The sequence below is a fragment of the Mesorhizobium sp. BHbdii genome, assembly GCF_053848045.1.
The window spans coordinates 34926-57731 of sequence record NZ_JBSPKX010000010.1; the positions used below are offsets into that span (position 1 = coordinate 34926).

The window sequence follows — 22806 nt, forward strand, 5'->3', positions numbered from 1 at the left end:
TCGGAACGATCATCGTCCAACAAGAAGGTAGAGCCTTGCGGACCGGATCACCCGCGCGGCAGGATCCGCCGGATGACGGTTTTTTCCGCGGGCGGCTTCGAAGCACCGATCGCATAGGCCGAAAGCACGGCGGCCGCGGCCGCTTCGGCATCCGCGGGATTGCGGGCATGGACCAGCGCCAGCGCCTCACCGGGGCGCACCTCCGCGCCGACCGGCAACAGCCGGGTGATGCCGACCGCATGATCGATCCTGTCGTCCGGCCGTATGCGCCCCCCGCCAAGCCCGACGACGGCAAGCCCGATGTCGCGGGTCGCGATGCCGGTGACGAAGCCGTGTTCGGTCGCCTTGACCGCAAATTCAGTCGCCGCCTTCGGCAGGTATTTTTCCGGATTCTCGACGAAATCTGCGGGGCCGCCGAGCGCCGCCACCATGCGCGCGAAGACGGCGGCGGCACCGCCGCCGGCAAGCGTCTCGGCGGCGCGCCGCATGCCGTCCTGGTTGGACGACACCAGCCCGGCAGACTGCAGCATGTCTGCGGCCAGAGCCAGCGTCACATCCTCCAGGCGCCGGTCGCGGAAGCGGCCGGTGAGAAAATCGACGGCGTTGCGCACCTCGACCGCGTTGCCGGCTGCCGACGCCAGCGGCTCGTTCATGCCGGTGACCAGTGCTGAGGTCTTCAGTCCTGCGCCATTGGCGACTTCTACCAGGCTGTTCGCCAGTGTTGTTGCGTCGCGCGACTTTTCCATGAAGGCGCCGTTGCCGACCTTTACGTCGAGCACCAGCGACTGCAGGCCGGCGGCCAGCTTCTTCGACAGGATCGAGGCGGTGATCAGCGGCACCGATTCGACGGTTCCCGTCACGTCGCGGATCGCATAGAGCCGGCGGTCGGCGGGCGCGAGATCGGCGGTCTGGCCGATGATGGCGCAGCCGGCTTCGAGCACCGCCTTGCGGAAGCCCGCCACATCCGGCTGGCTGATATAGCCGGGGATGGCATCCATCTTGTCCAGCGTGCCGCCGGTATGGCCGAGACCACGGCCGGAAATCATCGGCACATAAGCGCCACAGGCGGCGACGATCGGCGCCACCATCAGCGAGACATTGTCGCCGACGCCGCCTGTCGAATGTTTGTCGGTGACTGGGCCCGGCAGGTTCGACCAATCGAGCACGTCGCCGGAGTCGCGCATGGCCAGCGTCAGCGCCACCGCCTCGTCGCGGCTCATGCCGTTGAAGAACACCGCCATGGCGAAGGCCCCGACCTGCCCGTCCGAGACGGCGCCTGCGGTCACGCCTTCGATGAAGCTGGCGATCTCCTGCGTCGACAGCTTGTGGCCGTCGCGCTTGCTGCGGATGATTTCCTGGGGAAGCATCAGGCCGGGACCTTACGCTCCGGCAAGCCATCCTGGAACACACGCTGGAGGATCGTCGCCAGACGCGCGCCGCCAACCGGCGCCATGTCCTTGGTCTCCTGGTGCGAAAGCTCCGCCCCGGTCATCCCTGCTGCAAGGTTGGTGATGACCGAGCAGGCGGCGACCCGCAAGCCGAGGAAGCGGGCGAGAATGACCTCCGGCACGGTCGACATGCCGACGGCGTTGGCGCCCATGACGCGCGCCATGCGAATCTCGGCGGGTGTCTCGAAGCATGGCCCGGAAAACCACATATAGACGCCCTTGTGCAGGGCGGTAGCCGTCGCCTTCGCCGCCGTCTCGATCGCCGCGCGAAGGCCGGCATCATAGGCTTCGGTCAGGCCGACGAAGCGGCGGTCGCTTGGCTCGCCGATTAGCGGGTTGGAGCCCGAGAAATTGATGTGGTCGGTGATCAGCATCACCGAGCCTGGCCCCATGTCCGGATCGACCGAGCCAGCGGCGTTGGTGAGGATCAGGTTCGAAATGCCGAGGCCGGCGAGCACCTCCAGCGCCGGCCGCATCGCAGCCGCGTTGCCGTGCTCGTAGTAGTGAGCGCGGCCGGACAGCATCAACACTGGTGTGCCGGCGAAATGTCCCGCCACCACCTCGCCGGCATGGCCGGTAACGCCGCTTCTGGGAAAGCCCGGCAATTCGGCATAGGAAATGCGGACAGCGTCCTCGACCTCTTCGACAAGCCCGCCAAGACCCGAACCCAGCACCAGCGCGGTGGCGGGCGCCAGCCCGTCCAGCCTTTCGACGAGACGATCAAGCGCCTCCTTCATTTCAACCAGCTCTTCATTTCAACCAGCTCTTCATTTCAACATGTCGCCCTGGAAGCCGTAGGGCAGCATGTCGCCCATGGTCACGGTCTCGACCACGCCGCCACTGTCGCAGAGATAGAGTTTGGTTTCCGGCCGGCAAAATTCGGCCAGCCGCTGCCGGCAGCCGCCGCAGGGTGAGCATTTCGCCGTGCGCTCGGCGATCACCGCGATCTCCGTTATCCTGCCGCCGCCGGCCATGATGTAGTGGCCGAGCGCGGTGGTTTCGGCGCACCAGCCTTCCGGATAGGACGCGACCTCGATGTTGGCGCCGGTAAAGACGCGGCCGTCCTCGGTGCGCAGTGCCGCCCCGACCGGAAACTTCGAATAGGGCGCATAGGCCTTGGCCATGGCCGCCTTGGCCGCTTCGAACAGATCATGCGACATTTAGTTTTTCCCTCGCATGATCTTGTCCGAAAAACGGGTTCCACTTTTCGAAGTCATGCTCATATTTTCCTTTTTCGCATGGCCCGATCCGAAAACCGGCTTCCACTTTTCGCGGCCATGCTCAGCGTTCTTTGACATAGGGCACGCCGCCGGCCCGCGGCGGGATCGCCTTGCCGATGAATCCGGCGAGCAGGATGACGGTGAGGATATAGGGCAGCGCCTGCATGAGTTGCACCGGCACTTTGCCGATCAGCGGCAGCGGCGTGCCCTGCAGCCGGATCGACAGCGCGTCGAGGAAGCCGAACAACAGGCAGGCGAACATGGCATTGACCGGCTTCCATTTGGCGAAGATCAGTGCGGCAAGCGCGATGTAACCCTTGCCGGCGGTCATATCCTTCACGAAGCCGCCATTCTGCACCATCGACAGGTAGGCGCCGGCAATGCCGGTGAGCACGCCGGTGCAGATCAGCGCCCGGTAGCGCAGCCAGGCGACCGAGATGCCAGCGGTGTCGACCGCGGCCGGGTTCTCACCGACCGCGCGCATGCGCAAGCCAAAGCGGGTACGGAACAGCACCCACCAGGTGAACGGCACGGCGAGGAACGCGACATAGACCAGCACGGAATGGCCGGAGATGAGTTCCGAATATATCGGGCCGAGGATCGGCACCCCCCTAAGCGCGTCCGCGCCGGGCCAGATGATCGCCCCGAACCGCTCGTCGGGCGCAAGCGCCGGCGTACGTCCTCCTTGCTGGAACCAGGCCTGGCCGAGCATGATCGTTGATCCGGCGGCGATAAAATTGATCGCCACGCCGGAGACGATCTGGTTGCCGCGATGGGTGATTGAGGCAAACCCGTGGACCAGCGCGAAAGCGACCGAGATGAGGATGGCCATGCCGAGGCCGATATAGGCGGAATGGAAGACGGACGCTGCGGCGGCACCGGCGAAGGCGCCGACCAGCATCTTGCCCTCGAGCCCGATGTCGAAGATGCCGGCCCGCTCCGAATAGAGGCCGGCGAGGCATGCGAGCAGCAAGGGCACCGACAGGCGGATCGTCGAGTCCAGAACCTGGATGATGGCGTTGAACATGTCCATCTCAGGCACCCTTCCCCTTGATCGCTTCCATTCCGACAGATCTCGGGCTGACTGAGGCGAACAGCGCCTGGACATAGGGCCGGAACATGTGCTCGAGCGCGCCGGCGAACAGGATGACCAGGCCCTGAATGATGACGATCATGTCGCGGCTGATCGCCGGCATCTCGAAGGCGAGCTCGGCGCCACCCTGGTAGAGCATGCCAAACAGGATTGCCGCCAGCACGATGCCGACCGGGTGCAGGCGCCCCATCAGCGCCACGGCGATGCCGACGAAACCGGCGCCGGAAACGAATTCAAGCGCGACATTGTGCTGATCGCCCATCGTCGGATTGAGCGCCATCATGCCGGCCAGCGCGCCCGAGATCATCATAGCGACCATGATGATGCGGGTCTCCGAAATGCCGGCATAGCGCGCCGCTTTCGAGCTGTGGCCGTAGGTGCGCATCTCGTAGCCGAGTCTGGTGCGCCAGATCAGCACCCAGACCAGAAAGGCCATGGCCAGCGCCAGCAGGAAGCTGATGTTGAACGGCGCCGAACGGATCTTGGCGCCGAACAATTCGATGACCCAGTTGAGCTTCGGCAGTTGCGCGCCGTCGAGGAAGGTGCGTGTCTGCGGCGCCATCGAATTGGCCGGCTTCAAGAATCCGACCAGTGCGTATACCATGACGCTGGCAGCGATGAAATTGAACATGATGGTGGTGATGACGATGTGCGAACCGCGCTTGGCCTGCAGATAGGCCGGGATAAGCGCCCACAGCGCCCCCATCGCCGCGGCGGCGATGATCGCCAGCGGGAAGGTGAGCCACCAGGGCAGCACGCTGTCGAAGGCCAGGCAGACGATGCCGATGCCGAGACCGGCGATATAACCCTGGCCCTCGCCACCGATGTTGAACAGGCCGCAATGCGCCGCAACCGCCACCGACAGCCCGCTGAAGATGAAGGTGGTGGCGTAGAAAAGCGTAAACGCAATGCCTTGCCCGCGGCCGAAGGCGCCCTCGACCAGGACGGCGGCAGCGCGGAACGGATTTTCGCCAACCAGAAGCACGACGAAGCCGGCGACGACGAAGGCAACGGCGAGATTGATTACCGGGATCAGCCCGTAATCGGCCCAGGCCGGCAGCTTGGCGTAAGGCGCGCTCATTCGGCCGCCTCCTGGCGCTCGACGCCGGCCATCAGCAGGCCGAGCTCGCCTTCGGTCGCCTCCGGTCCGCGCTCGCCGACGATGCGGCCGGCAAACATCACCAGGATGCGGTCGGACAGCGAGCGGATCTCGTCGAGCTCGACCGACACCACCAGCACCGCCTTGCCCTGGTCGCGCATGGCGATGAGCCGCTTATGGATGAATTCGATGGCGCCGACATCCACGCCGCGCGTCGGCTGGCCGACGATCAGCACGCCCGGATCCTGCTCCATCTCCCGGGCCAGCACGATCTTTTGCTGATTGCCGCCGGAGAAATTGGCGGTCTTGAGCCGGCAATCCGCCGGACGGATGTCGTATTTAGTAATCTTGTCCCTGGCGTCGTTGCGGATCGCGTCGATGTCGAGGAACGGCCCCTTCAGATATCGTTCGTCGTCGTGATAGCCGAGGATCGAATTCTCGTTCTCCTCGAAGGCCAGCACCAGCCCGACATGATGACGGTCTTCCGGCACATGGGCGAGACCGCGGTCGCGCAGCTCGCCGGGATCGGCGGCCCCGGTGAGATCGATCGGCTTGCCGTCGAGCATGACGGAGCCCGAGACGGCGCGCCTGATGCCGGAAATCGCCTCGAGCATTTCGGATTGCCCGTTACCGGCGACGCCGGCGATGCCGACGATCTCGCCGGCGCGCACATCGAAGGAGATGTCGTCGACCATGGTGACGCCGCGGGAATCCTTCACTGTCAGGTTCTTGACCGCGAGCTTGACGCCGCCGGCTTCCGTCTCGCCCTTCTCGACCCTGAGCAGCACACGGCGCCCGACCATCAGCTCGGCCAGTTCCTCGACTGTGGTCTTCTTGGTCTCCCTGGTCGCCACCATCGTGCCTTGGCGCATGACCGAGACCGTGTCGGTGATCGCCATGATTTCGCGCAGCTTGTGGGTGATCAGCACGATCGTTTTGCCCTGCTCCTTCAACTGCTTGAGGATCCGGAACAGATGGTCAGCTTCTGCAGGCGTCAGCACGCCCGTCGGCTCGTCGAGGATCAGGATTTCGGCGCCGCGATACAGCGCCTTGAGGATTTCGACACGCTGCTGCAGGCCAACCGGCAACTCCTCGATGATCGCGTCGGGATCGACCTCCAGCCCGTATTCGCGCTCGAGCCGTTCCAGCTCCGACCGCGCCTTGGTGATGCTCCTCTTCAGCAGGGCATCGCTTTCGGCGCCGAGAATGACGTTTTCCAGCACCGTGAAATTGTCGACCAGCATGAAATGCTGATGCACCATGCCGATGCCGAGCGCGATGGCGTCGTTTGGCGTCTTGATCGACGCCGGCTGGCCGCCGACGCGGATCTCGCCGCTGTCGGCCTGGTAGAAGCCATAGAGGATCGACATCAGCGTCGACTTGCCGGCGCCATTCTCACCGACAATGCCGTGGATGGTGCCGCGCACGATCTCCAAATTGATGTCGCGGTTGGCGCGCACGGCGCCAAAACTCTTGTTGATGCCGATCAACTCGATTGCGGCTTGCGCCATGCAGCCTGTCCCACTCTTATTTTTTTATCGCTTGGTCAAAACGCCTAGCATGACGCCCCGTCTGTGCCAATTGGCCGGAGCAGCGTTCACTCTCGACAAATCACCGCCCGCTTGTCAATTTCGAACGTGGCCGCGGCCTTCACAACGCTATCGCATCGGCCTGAAAATCGGGTTGGATTGTCAGCAGCACGACGCGAAGATTGTAAGGCTTAGAGCGTATTTTTGGCGTCCAATTGGACGCATGTCGTTCTAATGTGGCGAATCCCGAAATTCGCATCTCTTGAGAGTTGCGCAGCAAGAAACCGAGGTTTTTCAGATGACCATGCCCTCCGACCGGCTGACGACGCTGGAAATCCGCGCCGCCGAGCAGGAGAGGATCATCGAGGAACTGTCCGGCCAGATCGCCGAGCAGTGGAAGGTGATCGAGCGCATGCAGCGCAAGCTCGATGCGCTGACCGACCGCTTCCTGGCGCTGGAGGAACAGGCCGCACCCGACGTGCCGGTGACCAAGCCGCCGCATTGGTGAGCATACTGAGAAAAGCAAAACCGCCGGGCTTTCACCCGGCGGTTTCGATCAGATCGGCAATCTCACGATCAATAGGGGCAGGCATTGTCCGACATGTAGTCGTGCACCTTGATAGTACCGGCGACGATGTCGGCCTTGGCCTTTTCGACCGCCGCCTTCATCGCGTCGTCGACAAGCGCCCTGTTGTTGTCGTCCATAGCGTAGTCGACGCCGCCTTCCTTGAGGCCGAGATCGTTGATGCCGCCGGTGAACTTGTCGTTCTTGGCGTCCATGAAGGTGTTGTAGACGGCGACGTCGACGCGCTTGACCATGGAGGTCAGCACCTTGCCGGGCTGCAGGCCGTTCTGGTTGGAATCGACGCCGATGCCGAGCTTGCCGGCGTCGGCTGCCGCCTGCAGCACGCCGACACCGGTTCCGCCTGCCGCCGCGTAGATCACGTCGGCGCCCTGGTCGATCTGCGTCTTGGCGATCTCGCCCCCTTTGGCCGGATCGTTCCAGGCTGCCGGCGTGTCGCCGGTCATGTTCTGGATCACATCGGTCGCGCCGGCCGCTTTGGCGCCGCCGACATAGCCGCAGCCGAATCTGCGGATCAGCGGAATGTCCATGCCGCCGATGAAGCCGACCTTTTTGGTCTTCGAGGCCATCGCCGCCATCACCCCGACGAGATAGGAGCCTTCCTGCTCCTTATAGACGACGGAGCGGACATTGGGCTTGTCGACGACCATGTCGATGATGGCGAACTTGGTCTCGGGAAACTCGACGGCGATCTTCTCCAGCGCATCTGCCCAGGAGAAGCCCGCCATGGCGATGGGATTGCGGCCGTCCTCGGCGAAACGGCGCAGTGCCTGCTCGCGCTGGGTCGCGTTGCTGACCTCGAATTCCACATAGGCGATGCCGGTTTCGGCCTTGAACTTTTCGGCGCCATTGTAGGACGCTTCGTTGAATGACTTGTCGAACTTGCCGCCGAGATCATAGAGAAGTGCTGGCTGAATGTCCGCGGCGAAGGCCGGAAGAACCATCGCAGTTGCGGCCAGCAGGCCGAGAACGATACGTTTCATGTGATCCACACCCTGTCGGTTATTTTTTCCGTTATGCACCGCCTGCCTGCCCGGCTCTCCGGCAGGCATGCGACATCAGACAGGAGTGTCTTCCTCCCGCTTCGGGCCAATCTGGCACGGCCCGAAACAAAATTCACGCGGAATTTTGACCTTTGGAAAAGCGTGGCGCCGTATCCCGGCGCCACGGATCATTGTCTCGCCAAAGGCCTCAAGCCGAGACGGCAGCCGGGATGGCGCAGGTGACGCCGGTGCCCTGCAGATTGCAATAGCCGTAAGGATTCTTCGCCAGATATTGCTGGTGGTCTTCCTCGGCGAAATAGAACTCCGGTGCCGGAGCAATCTCGGTGGTGATCCTGCCGCGGCCGGCGCCGCGCAACGAGGCCTCATAAGCGTCATGCGATGAGATCGCCGCCTGGTGCTGCGCATCGCCAAACGTGTAGATCGCCGAGCGGTAGGTGGTGCCGACATCGTTGCCCTGGCGCATGCCCTGCGTCGGGTCGTGGCTTTCCCAGAACAGCTTCAGAAGCTGTGCATAGGACACGATCTTCGGGTCGTAAACGACGAGCACGACTTCGGCATGGCCCGTAAGGCCGGTGCAAGTTTCCTGGTAGGTCGGGTTGGGAGTAACGCCACCCGCATAGCCGACGGCCGTGACCCAGACACCATCGACCTGCCAGAACAGGCGTTCGGCGCCCCAGAAGCAGCCCAGCCCGAACATCGCCGTCTCCAGCCCCTCGGGATACGGCCCCTTGAGCGGCCGCTTCGAGACGAAGTGCTTGGATGCCGTCGGGATAGGCTTGGCGCGGCCCGGCAGCGCCTCGGCAGGCTTCGGCAGATTGAGCTTCTTGTTCAGCATGTCGCTGAGAAACATGTGCGGTCTCCCTTTCTCTTTGTTTGGGGCGCTGGAAAGCTATCACGTCTAGGCGAACCGCCCGGTCGGCCGCTCCCGCCTGTAGCCGATCATGTAGAGAATGAAGGCAAGCACCGCGAACACGGCGAAGCCGGGCTGGTTGAGCACCCAGGCGATGGCGCCGTCCCATAACAGCGGGCCAAGCTTGTCGCGGACGAAGCTTTCGAAGGTGCTTCGCGTATCCGGCGAGACGGCCAGCCAGCTCGTGTTGAGCGGGGTCATGACCAGCGCGGAGGCCGCCACCGAGCGTGTCGCGTCTATCACCGCCATAATGGCGGAAACCGAAAGCGCGACCAGTGCCGCGAGACGGAAGACGAAGCGGAACATCCAGACCTTACCTCCCCGGAAGCTTATCAGAAATGTCTGTATCGGCCTGATAAATAGGATCTGCCCGCTTTATCCGCAATCGCGACACGCGAAGTGAACCCACGCCGCCGGTTTGCGCCACTGAGGCGCCAGTCGGCAAAGTCACCGCCGCCGATCGCGGCGATCGGCTGCCAAGGCAGCACTGGTGACATGGACAGAGCATCCCTGTCCGACAAAGGGAATAGAGTGCCGTTATGTCTTGGCATTCGGCACCGGATCGACTAGATGAGCCCCGCGCCTGTTGCTTTGACGGCTCAGGTGCGGGGAAAGGGTGTCCGCTGGTTGACGGCGCCCACGGTGCGGAGTTCCGGACCGGAATCCCCGAAGGGAGACGCATCTCCCCAACCCGCGCGGCGAAACCGGCCGCGGCGAAAGTGCTAAGACGGAGAGGTGGCCGAGTGGTTGAAGGCGCACGCCTGGAAAGTGTGTTTACGGGAAACCGTAACGCGGGTTCGAATCCCGCTCTCTCCGCCAGCCAACTTCCTTAAAAGTCGTTTGTTTTCAAAAAACTTCGTTGTAGCCCTTGACCGCCGCAGCGCGAAACATATCTCATTCTGTGTAACAAACTGTGTAACATTAGAGCGACGTTATGCGACGATCTGTGGCTCCAAGGCCGCACAAGCGGGACGGCATATGGTATCTTGTACGCCGCGTGCCGAAGGAATTTTCGGCGTTTGATCGTCGCGGCCTGGTACGCATTTCCACGGGGGTCGCTGTTGCTGACGATCCGCGCGGTGTACGGGCTCGCGATGCGGTACGGAGCCTCGGCGCCGGGCTAGAGGCATACTGGCGCAAACTTGGCGATGGCCAGTCCGCAGAGGCAGCGCTGCGCTTCGAGGCTGCGAGGAAGCGCGCGCGATCGTTCGGGATAACCTATCGCACCAATGAGGAACTGGCGGCGGGGCCGCTCGAGGAACTCGTGACCCGCATCAAGCTGCTTCTCGACAGAAATGTGGTCGAGGACGCAAGGAACGTCTCTGCGGTGATGGGAGGAGAGCAGCGGCCGGCGCTGCGCCTGCGCGGTCTCCTCAAGGAGTTCGAAGCGATCGAGCAGCAGAACCTGCTGGCTATGTCGCCCAACCAAGCAAAGAAGTGGCGTAATCCCAAGAAGCGCGCGATCGCAAACTTGATTGGCGTCGTGGGCGACAAGGAGATCGCTCGCCTGACGCGGGACGACGCGGTCGCCTTCCGCGAGTGGTGGCAGAAGCGGATCGTCGGAGGCGGCCTCGATATCGGCACGGCCAATAAGGACATCGGCCACATCTCCAAGATGCTGCGTGTCGTCGACCTCACTCACCAGCTCAAGCTGGAGCCAGTTTTCCACAATCTGCGCCTTTCCGGTGCCGTTGCGGCTCAACGCGCTGCGTTCACGGCCGAATTCGTGCAGGGAGAGATTCTCGCCGAAGGCGCACTGGACGGGCTCAACGACGAGGCACGCCATCTTGTCTATTTGATCGCCGACACGGGACTCCGGCTCTCTGAAGCGGCAAACCTCACCACGGAAACAATCCACCTCGATCACGAAATCCCGCATGTGCGGGTGCGCCCCAATGGCCGTCGCTTGAAGACCGATCATTCGGCCCGTGACATACCGCTAGTCGGTTGCGCACTTGAAGCGATGAAGCTTCATCCGAACGGCTTTCCGCGTTATCGCGACAAGGCGGCGTCGCTTTCGGCGCTCGTCAATAAGGTACTCACCAACAAGAAACTTCTGCCGACATCGGAGCATAGCCTCTACAGCCTACGCCACACCTTCGAGGACCGACTAACGGCGATCGAGGCGCCGGAGAAAGTGATAGCGTCCTTGATGGGCCACAAATGGATCCGGCCGAAATACGGCGCCGGACCCTCCCTGGCGCAGAAGCGCCAGTGGCTCCAAAAGATCGCCTTTACCCCGCCCGCACGTATCTGACGGTTGTGAGGCGCCGTCGCGGGTAAGATCCTTGGGGGCCGCCAAAGCCACGGGTATGTCCCTGCTCATCGAGATCCGAGGCCGAAGAACTCGCCCCTGCGCCGGCCGCCGCTGCCAGAGGGAGGTGAACGAATATCAGGCGGGCTTCAAACATTGTGATTTGGCGCTATGGAACGACAGTCGGCCATCTCGGCAGTTCCGGCGGGCGACCGGTCGTTTTCGAGTCGGCGCGGCAGTAAATCTCGGGGCTGCTCAAGGACTTGCTGGCGAAGGAAAACGCGGCCGTCGAAAAAGCGTCCCAGCAGGCGGGCCATTTCTCGCTCGGCTTCAGTCGACGCCCAATCGGACCAGGGACGTGCTCGAAATCCTGGTGCTCAGCCACAAGGGCGTATTCGATTCCAATGACGGCGGTTATGTCCAGGCGGCGGTCCGCATCGAAGATGGCGCTCGTCCTGAGCCCGAGCCGGCCGAGACTCGCGAGGTCATTCTTATATCGCTTCGGAAATGCCGGAAGGTTGAACTGCTTGGTAGGAGCGTAGCGCTGATGCTTGGCTGTAAGCATCGTTAGCCAAGCGCGGCGATTAACAAGGCGGGCTTCCCGCCATGTCCGATCCACCCATCCGGTCCTTTACGCTCTCCTCGATGTGCAAGCGAGTCACAACTCCTTCGCGTGCTCTTTTACTGCCGAATCAAGCGCCTGGCTTAGAGGGACCGCTTTGGAGAATAGGAAGCCCTGAGCGGTTCTGCAGCCAAGCTTGTACAGAGTTTGCCGATCTGCCTCTGTTTCGACGCCCTCGGCCATGACCTCGATTCCGAGCGTCCTACCAAGATCAATCACCGTTTTGACAAGAAGCCGGTCCTCCCGGGACTTAGCTAAGCCGCGAATGAAGCCCTGGTCTATTTTCACCTTGCGTATCCGGCTGTCCTTGAGCGATGCCAACGTGGAAAAGCCGGTACCGAAGTCATCGAGCGCGATGGAAATGCCAGCATGCGAAAGCCGGCCGAGCTTTTCATCCACTCTGTCCGGGTCCACTGGGGACTCTTCGGTAATCTCGATTTCGAACATCGTTGTAGGGAGGCCTTTTGCCGCCAGACCATTCAGAACCATGTCGTCGATATCGCCGGCTTCCAATTCGCGCGGTGAAACATTCATCGCCACACGAACATCTCGACAGTCAGCTTTCACCAAGCCATCGATAAGGGCACAACAGTCGGAGAATACCGTTTGAGTCAGCAGTTGAAGCATTCCGGTTTCGCGTGCGGCTGTCATGATTTCTGGTGGAGAGATAGAACCATGAATCGGATGAGACCACCTCAGCAAGGCTTCAAATCCGACCACGGCCTTGGTGTCGAGTCTTACGATGGACTGGAACCAAGGTGCCAAGCTTCTCGTCTCAATAGCCGAATGAAGGTCGCGTTCGATGGACTGGCGGCGTTGCAGTTCCCTGTCGAGTTCGGCATCGAATAGGCAAAATTCATTCCTGCCACGACGCTTAGCTGTGTAAAGGGCGACATCCGCTCGCAACAACATTTCCGTAAGCCCGGGGCTTTCAGCCAAGTATATTCCTATAGATGCCCCGATCCGGACGGACGCCACCTCAGGATAGGGGCTGGCAACCTTGGCTATGATATTGGATGCGAGATTACTGGGAGAAAGCGAATCCCACAGTGAGGGAAAAAACAGCACGAATTCATCGCCGCCGATACGGGCGAGCGTTGAGCCTTCCGGTGCTTCCGCCTGTATCCGGCGGGCGATCATGACAAGTAGTTCATCACCGGTCCTGTGACCGTAGGTATCGTTGACAGATTTGAACCCGTCTAGATCAATCAGCATTGCAATGAAGGGGCCGTCTGTGTTCTCGAACTTAGCGATTGCGTGTTCGAGGCCCCGCCTGTTGAGAAGGGCCGTCAGGTGGTCCTCCCGGGAATTGCGCTCCATTTCAGCCGCAAGCCGCTCCGCCTCATGTCTCAGGCGGCTCGCTTCGCGGAAGCGCGCCTGTCCAACAAACGAGGCTCGAACCAAACCGCCCATGAAGAGCAGAACGGCAAAAGCCAGAATGTAGTCCTCAAAGTTGCCTTTCGCCGACAAGCACCCCACCGTGATGAGGAGCGGCGGTGTGATGAAGTTGGTCGCCACCGCGGCATATGCACTGCCATATGTAACCGCACCAGCTGCGATGCCCGCCAGAATAATCAGATGCAGCGGTGCTTGAGGAGTCGTGTATCCAACCGTAAGGACGGCAAGAAGGGACCATGCAAACCCTGCCAGAAGAGCAAGGATACTAAACCAGCGAAGCCGCCGCGAAATCCCTGTTAAACCGTTGTGGTGCCCCGTTTCCTTTAGCTGATAACGGGCGAGTGCAAGGCGGGCGGCATTTATCGCATTGACGACCAGGAACCAGATTGCGGCGGCAAAGCCGCTGCCAGAAAGGGCCTGCACTGTCAAAATAAGGCCTGATAGGACGGCGCTTATCGGCATTGACACGAAGAGACCGGCCCTCAGGTCAGCAAGCTGATCTTGAAGGATTCTGGCCTCCAGCGCGTGTTCTTTCGTTAGGGCCATAGACCGGTCAGCTTGCTTCCACGCTTCTTCCCAGCGCAGCCTATGCAAGCCCACTGAAGGACGGGTTAATTATTCAACGGGCTATCAGCCTTCTGGGTCGCGCAGCCAAGCAATTCAGTGGCCCTGGGGAGCGGCCAGTCGCCGAGGGATGCTTAATTCTCCGTCCCTGGCAGCCAGCACCGGCAGCTCTACGCCTTCCGATTCAGCTTGGTGGTCCAATTTCGAGATGGGACGGCGCTCGCGGAGCCATCGTCCCATCTGCCTTTGCTAGTATGAGCCGATCGTGCTCCTTCAGGCGACAAGGTGTGAATTCTGAGTTGTGCCAGCCACGGGGTCAGGCACTTGCCGGGTACGGATCAACGACCTACGGGCTGAATCGATACTGCCGCTGATCAGCGCCGCGGCTCCTGAAGGCTACCCTTCGAGATGTACTCACTCTGAGTAGCAACTTCACGCCGCCCAATATGTCTGACGCCATTTCGCATGAGGGCGGCCAGCACGCGCTGCGCCCGGTCTCGGTTTCCGAGCCGCCGCCGCGCTACCTCAACCTCGTGCTCCAGCCGCTCGAAAGTCGGCGTGTAGGCTTCGCCGTGACGAACGACCAAATAGGCCGCAACAGCCAGACACCGTTCGAGCTCCGCGAACGATGGTGGAGGACCGGGAAATTTGGCGGCGCGCGGCATGGTCTGGCTTGACCAACTCTCTGCTTCGACTACTCAGAACCTGAACCTGACTGTCATCGCAAGTTCTCCGGCGCGCCTACAGCCGGAATGCCTTCCCTTCTAGCCTTGGCAAACGCTCTGTCGCCTTCCAGGAATTCCGTCAGCATGAAGGGAATGAGCTCGGTGACCGATTCGGACTCGCCGTAAGTCTGACGGTAGAGCGCGGCATATTCTTTCAGGGCTTGGTTCAGCTCGGCGCTGACAGTGACGGTGATTTTCGAAGGTGTCCGGTCGGGCAGCTTTCCGAGTTTAAGGGTCGACATGATTCCTCCTTCTCAACCCGAATACGGCCGCAGCACGAGATCCTTGTGCACGATGACGCGCAGCGGCCAACCAGGGCGGACGGTGATGGTGGGTTGAATATTCAGGTTCTTTTCGGTGATGCGCTGGCCGGCCCGACTGACGTTTTGCTGGGCGGATTCGCGCATCGCTTTCACCAGATCGCTTTCGTTTTTCCCAAAGCTCAACTCGGTACCAACGCCCAGTAACGTGGCCAGCGCCACCCCCTTGATCAGCTGCCAGGTGTGGAAATCCACCTTATCCTCGAGCCCCGCGTAGCCGGCGGTGTCTGTCGCCGGCAGATTGTCGATTTCGATCGAAGAGCCGTCAGGTAGCACAATGCGCTGCCAGACCAGCAGAGCGCGCTTTTGCCCAAAGGCGACAACGCTGTCATAGGTGCCGATCAGGCGTGACCCTTGTGGAATGAGCAAGGTGCTGCCGGAGACTGTGTCGTGCACATTCTCGGTAACCTGCGCGACGACAAGGCCGGGCAAGTCGGAATTAATGCCGGTGATCAGGCTTGCTGCGATTACGCTGCCGGCCATCAGCTGATAGGGCGAGGCCGACGTCTGCAATGCATGCGGATTGTAGATCCCGCTTGTGGTCCGCTGGCTCACAAAATCAAGCTTGCGCTGTTGGTTGTTCTGGTCGCCTTCGGCCGGCGCGACGGAAGCTGGCGCGCGTCCGGCGTCGGATTGAGGAAGGGGTGCCTCATACCGCGGCTGCACACCTTTCTCATCCCCGGCGACATCCGTCGGCTTGGGCCGGTTTTCGATCCGGAACAAGACTTCCGATTCACGCGCCTCGATCGCCTGCTGGGCAAGGCGCTGCTCCTCGGCGGAGACCTCCTGCCCCGGCGCAATGCCCAGCTGGCGCTGCCGCTCAAGGATGGGGCGACCGAGGTCGCCCGGTAGCGGCGGTCCAAGCACGGGAGGCTTCGGCTTCATTCCGGAGTAGTCCTTGGGAAGCGCTTCAAGTCCCTCCGCAGTTGGCTTGCGGTCGGTATTGTAGAGGTCTTCCGCCTGCTCTTTGATGCGCAAGGCAGGTCCTTGAAGCGCCATCATGGTGACGCCGAATATGGCACCGGATCCGACAGCAGCGATCGAGATGACCACGCGGCGCCTGAAACGCACCGTGCGGCGGGGAGAAGCCCGCAACTGCAGTTGCTCGGGATCGATTTTCGGGGGCGCATTGGATGGGAAGGTATCGGTCATGACCGCTCTCCTCACCGGCTGGAACGCGCAAAGAGTGGTATCCGCCGTGGCGGCTGCCGACCGTCGGTCCTCGTGATGCGCACCACCTGCTGCCGCTTGGTGCCCAGGCGCAATTCGGCCGCGGCGAAGAGACGGTCGACGATGTAGTAGTTGCCGCGCATGCGGTAGTTGACGAGCTGGCTGTTCCCGTCAGCGCCGACGAAGAAGAGCGGCGGCGCCTCGCCCTGATCGATGCGGCGCGGGAATTCGATGTAGACCTTGCTGCCGTCGTCGAAAGCGCGCGTCGGTCTCCAGGGCGGCGTATCACCGCTGATCGAGTAGCGGAAGCGAATGTTCTCGAGCGCCACATTCGACGCCACCGGCGTGACAGCCTCGGCCTGAGCGTTGCGTTGGCGCAGCGCGATGATCTGGTCCTCGCTGTAAGTCCAGGAGACCGCCGCCATGGCGGTCTTCTCAGTGCTTTGAAGCTGCAGGTGGTATGTCCGCCGTTCCGTGGTGATCACCAAATTGGTGCTAAGCCCCGGCGCGAAGGGTTTTACCAGCACATGGGTGCGCTGATTGTCGCCGGTGCCGCTGACAGTGTCGCCAATAACCCAGCGCACTGTGTCGCCAGCCGACACAGATGTCAGTTTCTCTCCTGGCTGGAGTGCGATGTCGACGACTCGCTCGGGCGCGGCATAGAGCTGATAGAGCGCGCCATCGGCAAAGGGATAAACCTGCACCGCGTTGACATAGCCATACCTGGTGGGTTGCTGCGTCGCTGCTTTGTTGGCATCGGCGACACGTTCTTCAGGGGAACGCTTATCCTCGGCGACCTTGCCCGGATCGGGCTGCAACTGGCCGGGCAGCGGCAAGGGTTTCGGCACCTCGACAATCTTTACCGGCTTCTCCGGCGCTTTCTCGATTGCCGCTGGTTTGAAATCAGCCGTGTCATAGGAAATCTGAGGCGGCGGTACAGGCTTCGATGCACAGGCGGAAAGAACCACTGCCGACGCCGACAGGATCAGCGCGGCACGAAACGATGGCACTCTATTTGTCATTGGCAGGCTCCTTGGGGGAAACTGATGTCGGTGCGGCGCTGTCAAGCTCTCGCGACCAGTCGATGGCGTTGATAAAGACGCCAAGCGGGTTGTTGCGCAGCTGATCGGTATTCCACGGCGGCCGGAGCACGACGGTCAGGATCCCGGTCCAGCGCGTCGTGCTGGAGAGACTGCCGCGCTCAAACACCTGCTCGGTCCATTTGACCTGGAACGAGCTGTCGGAGGCTCTGACCACACTGGTCACCTGGACGGAAACGCTGCGTGTGCCGATCTGACCGAAAGGGTCGTTCGCCTTGGCATACTCATTGAGGAATAGGGCCCCGCGGTCGGTGGCAAAGTCATAGGCTGCCAGCCAGTTCTGCCGCACCAACACCGGATCGGTGGAAACGGAGCGGACATTCTGGATAAAACGGCCGAGATGCCAGGCGATCTGGGCATCGGACGGCTCGTAATCCTGGATCGCCGGCGCGACGGCGCGCGCCTCGCCGAAGCGGTCGACCTCGACGACATAAGGCAAGACACGGCTTTGCATCGAGTGCCATACCAGTCCGCCGGAGAGCCCGGTCGCCAAGGCCAGACAGCCAATAGCTGTCAACCGCCAGTTGCGGGCCTGCACACGAGATGAGCCGATGCGCTCGTCCCAGAGCTGGGCGGCTTTTTGATACGGCGTGACCGGCTCGGGTGTCTTGCCGTAACGTTGAACGGGTCGCTTGAAGAGCATTTAGTCGTCCTTGTCATGGAGAGAGGGATTGGCGCTGCCTCCCGGCCTATCGCCATCCCGAACAGCCTGAATGGCCGCGTGTCGATGCGCACGGGCTGTCTGCTCAGAACGCAAGCGCCTCGCCCAAGTGGGCGCGGCATCGGGGGCGGCACCGGCAGGGCTTCCGGTCATTGATGCGGTCGGCGCACCGCCGGTCGCAATCCAGGCGGCCTCGCGCCCGACACCCGCGCTGCGCCCGAAGCCTTCCGCGACCGATCCTGCTGCTTGCATCGCGGCGCCGCCGGCGGCAGCGGTTACACCATGCATTCCAGCAGCCACACCGGAGAGGCCGGTGTCAAACGAGGTCGCACGTCCCAACTGCCACGCCGAGAAAGCTGCCGAACCCATGGTCGTGCCGGCTCGGATGGCGGCGAGACCGCCGCCGGTTGCCATGCGCGCACCGGCAAACGCCGCGCCTCCGGCAACGAGCGATGCGCCAGCAGCAGCCGCGGTGGTGCTCAGCGCGGCGCCCGCGCCGAGCTGAGGGGCACCCGAGACAAGGCCCGAAGCTATCCCGGGTCCAAAAATGCCGAGCCCAAGTAGTGCGAGCGCGCCCAGCACCTGTGACATTGCGGCAGCAAGGTCCGGCTCCTTGCCCTGCAGTGCGGAAGCGAATTGACCGAATAGCGTGGAGCCGATGCCGACGATCACGGCGAGCACCATCACTTTTATGCCCGACGAGATCACATTGCCGAGCACGCGCTCGGCCAGAAACGACGACCGATTCCAGAGTGCGAAGGGAACCAGAACGAATCCGGCGAGCGTGATGAGCTTGAACTCGAGGATGGTGATGAAGAGCTGGATCGAAAGGATGAAGAAGGCGATGATGACCAAGAACCAGGCCACGAGCAGCACAAAGATGGTGAGCGCGTTGCCGAAGATCTCGGGGAAGCCAAGAAGCTGGCTTGCTTGATCAAGCAGTGGCCAGGCGCCCTCGAATCCGGTCGCGGCAATGCGGCCTGGCCGCATGAGATGGTCGGCGGGGAGGTTGCCGGCGGATGCATTGATGCCGAGGCCGGCGAAGGACCGATAGATGATATCGGCGAGGTTCTTGAAATTGCTGAGGACAAAGGCAAAGAAGCCGACATAGAGAACCTTGCGGATGAGGCGGCCGAGAATGTTGGGTTCGCCGCCGAGCGCCCATGCCAGGCCGGCAAGTGTAATGTCGATGCCGATCAGGATGGTTGTGAGGAAGGCGACCTCGCCCGAAAGCAGACCGAACCCGCTGTCGATATAGCGGATGAAGGTCTCCATGAAGCGATCGATGACACCGAGATCATTCATGAGCCGCCTTCCTCGTCGTAAAGAACTGATGCTCAGTTGCCAGGATAGGCGGTGCCGGAGCCAAGGAAGCGTCGCGTCGTCTCGCGGGCGGCTTCCTCGGACTGCGCCTTGCGGGCGGCATCCTCGGCCTCAGCCCGAAACTGCGTCGCCAAGAGCGTCTGGATCTGCATCTGCTGCTTGGTCGAAAGCGCCATCAGCTGGTTGGTGGCCTGGCTCGCCTCAAGCGCACCGGCGGCGCCCTGGCTGCGGTTGACGAGATCGGCAAGCAGATCGCCGTCGGAACGCACGTTCTCGACGATTTGCGACTGCACATCCATCGTCTGGCGGAAAGCCTTCATGGCGTTCTGCCAGCGCTCGCGCGCGGCGCTCGCCACATCGCTGACCTTGCTCGTCGCGTCGTAACTTTCCGGATATTGCTTGCGCCACTGGTCTTGAAGCTTGTTGAGATCAAAGCTCAAACCACTCGCCTGCTCCATCAACCCGTCGACGCGATGGAGCGCACCGGTGAGTTGGCCGACCGAGGAGAAATCGAGGCGCTGAAGATTGCGCGCCATATTCTGCAGCATGGTCGCCTGGTTCTGCAGCGACTGGATCTGATTGTTGATCTGCTCCAATGCGCGCGCCGCAGTCAGCACGTTCTGAGAATAGTTCGACGGATCGAACACAATAAGAGCGTAAGCTGGCTGGACGTAGTCAGCCATTGGTTTGGCCATCAGGGAAACGGTGATCAGGCCGGTGAAAAGGCGGCGTCCCATCATGACGATTGCTCCTTGTTTGGTTGAGGAAGGTCTAATTGAGGGAATTGGCGGAGAAGCTCGGCGGCCCAATCGAGGCCGCGCGCATTCAGGAAGTGGGTGGCAAACCTGCCCTGCCCGTGCTCGGACAGGACGCTGTCGATCAGGGTCTGCGTGGCCGGGTCGGAGGCGCCGCAAAGCGCAAGTGCCACGGGGCCGAGCCCAAGCTCGAAGAGGCGGTTGCCGCGGCGCGACTGCAGATAGTAGTGACGCTTCGGCGTGGCGCGGGCGACCAACTCGATCTGCCGCTCGTTCAGGCCAAACCGATCGTAGGCAGCCCGCGCCTGCGGTTCCACGGCACGATCATTCGGCAGGAAAATGCGCTGGGGGCAGCTCTCGATGATAGCGGGCGCTATTGCGGAGCCAGCGATATCGGCAAGCGACTGGGTGGCGAAGATCACCGACACGTTCTTCTTTCGCAGCACCTTCAGCCATTCGCGGATGCGGGCGGCGAACAGAGGGTTGTCCAGGTAGACCCAAGCCTCGTCGAGCATCAGCAGCGTCGGCCGCCCATCGAACCGCTCCTCGAGGCGATGGAACAGATAAGTGAGCACCGGCAGCATGGCGCTTTCCTGATGCATCAGCTCCTCGGTCTCGAAACACTGAACATCCGACAGCGCCAGCCGATCATCATCGGCATCGAGCAGCCGGCCGAAAGGGCCGTCGAGCGTGTAAGGCATGAGTGCCGACTTCAGCGCATTGGACTGAAGCAGCACCGACAGGCCGGTCAGCGTGCGTTCTTGCGCTGGCGCGGTAGCGAGGCTGCTGAGCGCCGACCAGATTGCCTCCTTCACCTCAGGCGTGACGGTAACGTTCTCATTGTCAATAAGGCCGGCGATCCATTCGGCTGCCCAACTGCGCGTAGCCTCGTCACCAATGTTGCGCAGCGGCTGGAAGGCAAGCGCACCGTCCGCGCCGAGTGCGTGATGCTCTCCCCCCATGGCCAGTGTCGCCGCGCGGGCTGAATTGCCTTTGTCGAAGACATAGACCTGCGCGCCGGCATAGCGCTGGAACTGCAAGGCGATTAGCGCAAGGAGCACCGACTTGCCGGCGCCGGTCGGACCAACGATCAGCATGTGGCCGACATCGTCGACGTGAGTGGAAAGCCGAAACGGGGTCGACCCGCTGGTGTCAGCAAGGAGAAGCGGCGGGGCCTCTCGCTGGGTGATCTTGGCGAGATGCTCGTTCGCCGCCGGACCAATCCATACCGACGACAGCGGCATGAGATGGGCAAGGTTCAGGGTGTGAATGAGCGGCTGGCGAACATTGGCATAGACATGGCCGGGCAAGGAGCCGAGCCACGCCTCGACCGCATTGATGCCTTCTCGGATCGTGGTGAAACCGAGCCCGTTAACGATGCGCTCCACCGCGCGAAGTTTGTCCGCGGCGGCTTGATGGTCCTCGTCCCAAACCGTCACCGTTGTGGTGAGATAGCCGAAGCCGACATGATCGCCGCCCAATGCCTGGAGGGCGGCATCGGCATCCAGGGCCTTGTTGTCGGCATCGCTATCAACGAGCGGCACGGGCTCGTTGGTCACTACTTCGCGCAGGATGGCGGCGATCGATTTGCGCTTGGCAAACCACTGCCGGCGCAACCGCGTCAGTGTTTTCGTGGCTTCCGTCTTGTCGAGCGGAATAAACCGCGTCACCCAGCGATAGGCGAAATCCTGATGGTTGAGGGCGTCGAGGATTCCGGGCCGGGTCAGGTTGGGGAAACCGAGGATGGTGAGGGTGCGCAGATGCTGTTCGCCCAGCATCGGCTCCAAGCCGCCGGTAAGCGGCGCATCGACTAGGATGCCGTCGAGATACATCGGCGTTTCCGGCACGGCGACCGGATGCCGACGGCTCGAGATTGTGCCGTGCAGATAGGTCAGCGTCTCGGCGTCGTCGAGTGCGCGCACTTCGGGCATGAAGCCCGAAAGGAGATCCAGGATACGGTCGGTCTCATCGCGAAACCGCGCCAGCTCCCGGCGCCAGTCTCTTTCGTCTTCCGAACGATGTGAGTCGACAAGCGCGCTTTCTGCCCGCGCCTGGCTGTCCGGCGGCGGCATGAACACCAAGGTCAGGTGATAGCGGCTCTCGAAGTGGGCGACCTTGGCCTCGAAGGCTGCACGGCGTTCTTCGTCGACCAGCCATGACGCTGCGTCGGGAAAATGCGAGTTTGGATAGCCCAGAGCTTCGGTGCGCTCGGCCTCGAAGAACAGTGCCCAGCCGGAGCCGAGACGTCTGAGCGCATTGTTCGCCCGGGCGCAATTGCCGACGAGTTCGGCTTCCGTCGCGCTTTCGAGATCGGGCCCGCGGAACCGCAAGGTCCGCTGAAAACTGCCGTCCTTGTTGAGGACGATACCAGGCGCGACCAATGCGGCCCAGGGCAGATGATCGGCAAGCCGCTCGGCTTTGCCGCGATATTCCGAAAGGTTCAGCATGCCAGCCATCCCTTCAGACGAAGGTGGCGGACGAGCACGCTGGGAAAATCCGGATCGCGTCGGGCGGCAAAGACCGCGAGCGTGTGGCCGGCAAGCCAGAGCACCAGGCCGGCAATCCATTGCTGCAGACCAAGACCGATGGCTGCCGCCACCGTACCATTGAGGATCGCCACCGCTCGCGGCGCACCAGCGAGCAGAATGGGCTCGGTCAAGGCCCGATGAACGGGAACCTCGAAGCCCTCGATATGCTGTTCGCCGGCGGTCATCAGACAAGTGCCCCGCCGCCAAAGGAGAAGAAGGAAAGGAAGAAGCTTGATGCGGCGAAGGCGATCGAGAGGCCGAAGACGATCTGGATGAGCCGGCGAAACCCGCCTGCCGTGTCACCGAAAGCAAGGGTGAGGCCGGTCGTGATGATGATGATTACCGCGACGATCTTGGCGACCGGTCCCTGCACCGACTCGAGAATCTGCTGCAGCGGCTGTTCCCAAGGCATGCCGGAGCCGGCCGCGTAAGCCGGCGCGCTAAGCAGAAACGCGACGGCGGCGGGCGAAAGAACGCGGAGCTTCTTGCTCATGAGAAAA

22 protein-coding genes and 1 tRNA gene are annotated in these 22806 nt (G+C 62.1%); 4 read left to right on the top strand and 19 right to left on the bottom strand.

The features are described 5' to 3' along the window. Positions 1–47: 47 nt before the first annotated feature. The 6 genes from deoA to ACWTU8_RS29250 all read right to left on the bottom strand — a co-directional run bounded on the left by deoA (position 48) and on the right by ACWTU8_RS29250 (position 6371). Positions 48–1367 (bottom strand): thymidine phosphorylase, encoded by a 1320-nt coding sequence (gene deoA / locus ACWTU8_RS29225; RefSeq protein WP_455839470.1) that lies wholly within the window; start codon positions 1365–1367, stop codon positions 48–50. Then, on the bottom strand, positions 1367–2185 hold the full coding sequence (locus tag ACWTU8_RS29230) for a purine-nucleoside phosphorylase (protein ID WP_095520853.1): 819 nt from the start codon (positions 2183–2185) through the stop codon (positions 1367–1369). Before ACWTU8_RS29230 ends, deoA begins: the two co-directional genes overlap by 1 nt. Positions 2186–2215: 30 nt before the next feature. Continuing rightward, the gene (gene cdd / locus ACWTU8_RS29235; RefSeq protein WP_029348097.1) at positions 2216–2608 is read right to left on the bottom strand and encodes a cytidine deaminase; all 393 of its coding nucleotides are present in this window, start codon (positions 2606–2608) and stop codon (positions 2216–2218) included. 121 nt (positions 2609–2729) lie between these two features. Beyond that, positions 2730–3701 carry an ABC transporter permease gene (locus ACWTU8_RS29240; RefSeq protein ID WP_029348098.1) on the bottom strand — a complete coding sequence of 324 codons (972 nt, stop codon included), beginning with the start codon at positions 3699–3701 and terminating at the stop codon, positions 2730–2732. 1 nt (position 3702) lies between these two features. Then, positions 3703–4842, bottom strand: a complete 1140-nt coding sequence (locus tag ACWTU8_RS29245) for an ABC transporter permease (RefSeq protein ID WP_455850870.1) — start codon at positions 4840–4842, stop codon at positions 3703–3705. After that, positions 4839–6371, bottom strand: a complete 1533-nt coding sequence (locus ACWTU8_RS29250) for an ABC transporter ATP-binding protein (RefSeq protein WP_455850871.1) — start codon at positions 6369–6371, stop codon at positions 4839–4841. Before ACWTU8_RS29250 ends, ACWTU8_RS29245 begins: the two co-directional genes overlap by 4 nt. 316 nt (positions 6372–6687) lie before the next feature. Between ACWTU8_RS29250 and ACWTU8_RS29255 the strand changes: the two genes are divergently transcribed. Beyond that, positions 6688–6897, top strand: a complete 210-nt coding sequence (locus ACWTU8_RS29255) for a SlyX family protein (protein ID WP_455850872.1) — start codon at positions 6688–6690, stop codon at positions 6895–6897. A 68-nt stretch (positions 6898–6965) separates the two neighbouring features. On the opposite strand, the gene ACWTU8_RS29260 is transcribed toward ACWTU8_RS29255, so the two are convergent. The 3 genes from ACWTU8_RS29260 to ACWTU8_RS29270 all read right to left on the bottom strand — a co-directional run bounded on the left by ACWTU8_RS29260 (position 6966) and on the right by ACWTU8_RS29270 (position 9192). Beyond that, positions 6966–7955, bottom strand: coding sequence for a BMP family lipoprotein (locus tag ACWTU8_RS29260; protein WP_455850873.1), 990 nt, complete (start codon positions 7953–7955; stop codon positions 6966–6968). Between the two features lie 208 nt (positions 7956–8163). Next, entirely contained in the window at positions 8164–8826 is a 663-nt protein-coding gene (msrA, locus tag ACWTU8_RS29265) for a peptide-methionine (S)-S-oxide reductase MsrA (protein ID WP_287095660.1), read from the bottom strand. A gap of 48 nt (positions 8827–8874) precedes the next feature. After that, positions 8875–9192: a hypothetical protein gene (locus tag ACWTU8_RS29270; RefSeq protein ID WP_455850874.1), complete on the bottom strand. Its 318-nt coding sequence runs from the start codon at positions 9190–9192 to the stop codon at positions 8875–8877. A 423-nt stretch (positions 9193–9615) separates the two neighbouring features. Between ACWTU8_RS29270 and ACWTU8_RS29275 the strand changes: the two genes are divergently transcribed. The 3 genes from ACWTU8_RS29275 (at position 9616) to ACWTU8_RS29285 (ending at position 11711) form a co-directional block, all read left to right on the top strand. Beyond that, a tRNA-Ser gene (locus ACWTU8_RS29275) sits at positions 9616–9705 on the top strand. Between the two features lie 127 nt (positions 9706–9832). Further along, positions 9833–11143, top strand: coding sequence for a tyrosine-type recombinase/integrase (locus ACWTU8_RS29280; RefSeq protein WP_455850875.1), 1311 nt, complete (start codon positions 9833–9835; stop codon positions 11141–11143). Positions 11144–11267: 124 nt separating this feature from the next. Beyond that, the gene (locus ACWTU8_RS29285) at positions 11268–11711 is read left to right on the top strand and encodes a hypothetical protein (protein ID WP_455850876.1); all 444 of its coding nucleotides are present in this window, start codon (positions 11268–11270) and stop codon (positions 11709–11711) included. A gap of 87 nt (positions 11712–11798) precedes the next feature. Here ACWTU8_RS29285 and ACWTU8_RS29290 read toward each other — a convergent pair whose 3' ends face one another. From ACWTU8_RS29290 to ACWTU8_RS29335, 10 genes are all read right to left on the bottom strand, one after another. Next, the gene (locus ACWTU8_RS29290) at positions 11799–13706 is read right to left on the bottom strand and encodes a putative bifunctional diguanylate cyclase/phosphodiesterase (RefSeq protein ID WP_455850877.1); all 1908 of its coding nucleotides are present in this window, start codon (positions 13704–13706) and stop codon (positions 11799–11801) included. A 736-nt stretch (positions 13707–14442) separates the two neighbouring features. After that, the gene (locus ACWTU8_RS29295; RefSeq protein ID WP_455850878.1) at positions 14443–14691 is read right to left on the bottom strand and encodes a DUF2274 domain-containing protein; all 249 of its coding nucleotides are present in this window, start codon (positions 14689–14691) and stop codon (positions 14443–14445) included. A gap of 12 nt (positions 14692–14703) precedes the next feature. Then, positions 14704–15921 (bottom strand): TrbI/VirB10 family protein, encoded by a 1218-nt coding sequence (locus ACWTU8_RS29300; RefSeq protein ID WP_455850879.1) that lies wholly within the window; start codon positions 15919–15921, stop codon positions 14704–14706. An 11-nt stretch (positions 15922–15932) separates the two neighbouring features. Beyond that, positions 15933–16961, bottom strand: coding sequence for a P-type conjugative transfer protein TrbG (gene trbG, locus ACWTU8_RS29305; RefSeq protein ID WP_455850880.1), 1029 nt, complete (start codon positions 16959–16961; stop codon positions 15933–15935). Next, positions 16951–17682, bottom strand: coding sequence for a conjugal transfer protein TrbF (gene trbF, locus ACWTU8_RS29310; RefSeq protein ID WP_455850881.1), 732 nt, complete (start codon positions 17680–17682; stop codon positions 16951–16953). The genes trbG and trbF overlap by 11 nt, the downstream gene beginning before the upstream one ends. Continuing rightward, a complete protein-coding gene (trbL, locus tag ACWTU8_RS29315; protein ID WP_455850882.1) occupies positions 17683–19005 on the bottom strand; it encodes a P-type conjugative transfer protein TrbL in 1323 nt (440 codons plus the stop codon). 32 nt (positions 19006–19037) lie between these two features. Next, on the bottom strand, positions 19038–19763 hold the full coding sequence (gene trbJ, locus ACWTU8_RS29320; RefSeq protein ID WP_455850883.1) for a P-type conjugative transfer protein TrbJ: 726 nt from the start codon (positions 19761–19763) through the stop codon (positions 19038–19040). After that, positions 19760–22225, bottom strand: coding sequence for a conjugal transfer protein TrbE (gene trbE, locus ACWTU8_RS29325; RefSeq protein ID WP_455850884.1), 2466 nt, complete (start codon positions 22223–22225; stop codon positions 19760–19762). Before trbE ends, trbJ begins: the two co-directional genes overlap by 4 nt. Next, positions 22219–22491, bottom strand: a complete 273-nt coding sequence (locus tag ACWTU8_RS29330; protein WP_455850885.1) for a VirB3 family type IV secretion system protein — start codon at positions 22489–22491, stop codon at positions 22219–22221. The genes trbE and ACWTU8_RS29330 overlap by 7 nt, the downstream gene beginning before the upstream one ends. Continuing rightward, entirely contained in the window at positions 22491–22799 is a 309-nt protein-coding gene (locus ACWTU8_RS29335; RefSeq protein ID WP_455850886.1) for a TrbC/VirB2 family protein, read from the bottom strand. The genes ACWTU8_RS29330 and ACWTU8_RS29335 overlap by 1 nt, the downstream gene beginning before the upstream one ends. Positions 22800–22806: the final 7 nt, after the last annotated feature.

Coding starts and splice junctions, on each gene's coding strand:
- deoA (WP_455839470.1), bottom strand. CDS start 1,367: ATGCTTCCCCAGGAAATCATCCGCAGCAAGCGCGACGGCCACAAGCTG.
- ACWTU8_RS29230 (WP_095520853.1), bottom strand. CDS start 2,185: ATGAAGGAGGCGCTTGATCGTCTCGTCGAAAGGCTGGACGGGCTGGCG.
- cdd (WP_029348097.1), bottom strand. CDS start 2,608: ATGTCGCATGATCTGTTCGAAGCGGCCAAGGCGGCCATGGCCAAGGCC.
- ACWTU8_RS29240 (WP_029348098.1), bottom strand. CDS start 3,701: ATGGACATGTTCAACGCCATCATCCAGGTTCTGGACTCGACGATCCGC.
- ACWTU8_RS29245 (WP_455850870.1), bottom strand. CDS start 4,842: ATGAGCGCGCCTTACGCCAAGCTGCCGGCCTGGGCCGATTACGGGCTG.
- ACWTU8_RS29250 (WP_455850871.1), bottom strand. CDS start 6,371: ATGGCGCAAGCCGCAATCGAGTTGATCGGCATCAACAAGAGTTTTGGC.
- ACWTU8_RS29255 (WP_455850872.1), top strand. CDS start 6,688: ATGACCATGCCCTCCGACCGGCTGACGACGCTGGAAATCCGCGCCGCC.
- ACWTU8_RS29260 (WP_455850873.1), bottom strand. CDS start 7,955: ATGAAACGTATCGTTCTCGGCCTGCTGGCCGCAACTGCGATGGTTCTT.
- msrA (WP_287095660.1), bottom strand. CDS start 8,826: ATGTTTCTCAGCGACATGCTGAACAAGAAGCTCAATCTGCCGAAGCCT.
- ACWTU8_RS29270 (WP_455850874.1), bottom strand. CDS start 9,192: ATGTTCCGCTTCGTCTTCCGTCTCGCGGCACTGGTCGCGCTTTCGGTT.
- ACWTU8_RS29290 (WP_455850877.1), bottom strand. CDS start 13,706: ATGGCCCTAACGAAAGAACACGCGCTGGAGGCCAGAATCCTTCAAGAT.
- ACWTU8_RS29295 (WP_455850878.1), bottom strand. CDS start 14,691: ATGTCGACCCTTAAACTCGGAAAGCTGCCCGACCGGACACCTTCGAAA.
- ACWTU8_RS29300 (WP_455850879.1), bottom strand. CDS start 15,921: ATGACCGATACCTTCCCATCCAATGCGCCCCCGAAAATCGATCCCGAG.
- trbG (WP_455850880.1), bottom strand. CDS start 16,961: ATGACAAATAGAGTGCCATCGTTTCGTGCCGCGCTGATCCTGTCGGCG.
- trbF (WP_455850881.1), bottom strand. CDS start 17,682: ATGCTCTTCAAGCGACCCGTTCAACGTTACGGCAAGACACCCGAGCCG.
- trbL (WP_455850882.1), bottom strand. CDS start 19,005: ATGAATGATCTCGGTGTCATCGATCGCTTCATGGAGACCTTCATCCGC.
- trbJ (WP_455850883.1), bottom strand. CDS start 19,763: ATGATGGGACGCCGCCTTTTCACCGGCCTGATCACCGTTTCCCTGATG.
- trbE (WP_455850884.1), bottom strand. CDS start 22,225: ATGCTGAACCTTTCGGAATATCGCGGCAAAGCCGAGCGGCTTGCCGAT.
- ACWTU8_RS29330 (WP_455850885.1), bottom strand. CDS start 22,491: ATGACCGCCGGCGAACAGCATATCGAGGGCTTCGAGGTTCCCGTTCAT.
- ACWTU8_RS29335 (WP_455850886.1), bottom strand. CDS start 22,799: ATGAGCAAGAAGCTCCGCGTTCTTTCGCCCGCCGCCGTCGCGTTTCTG.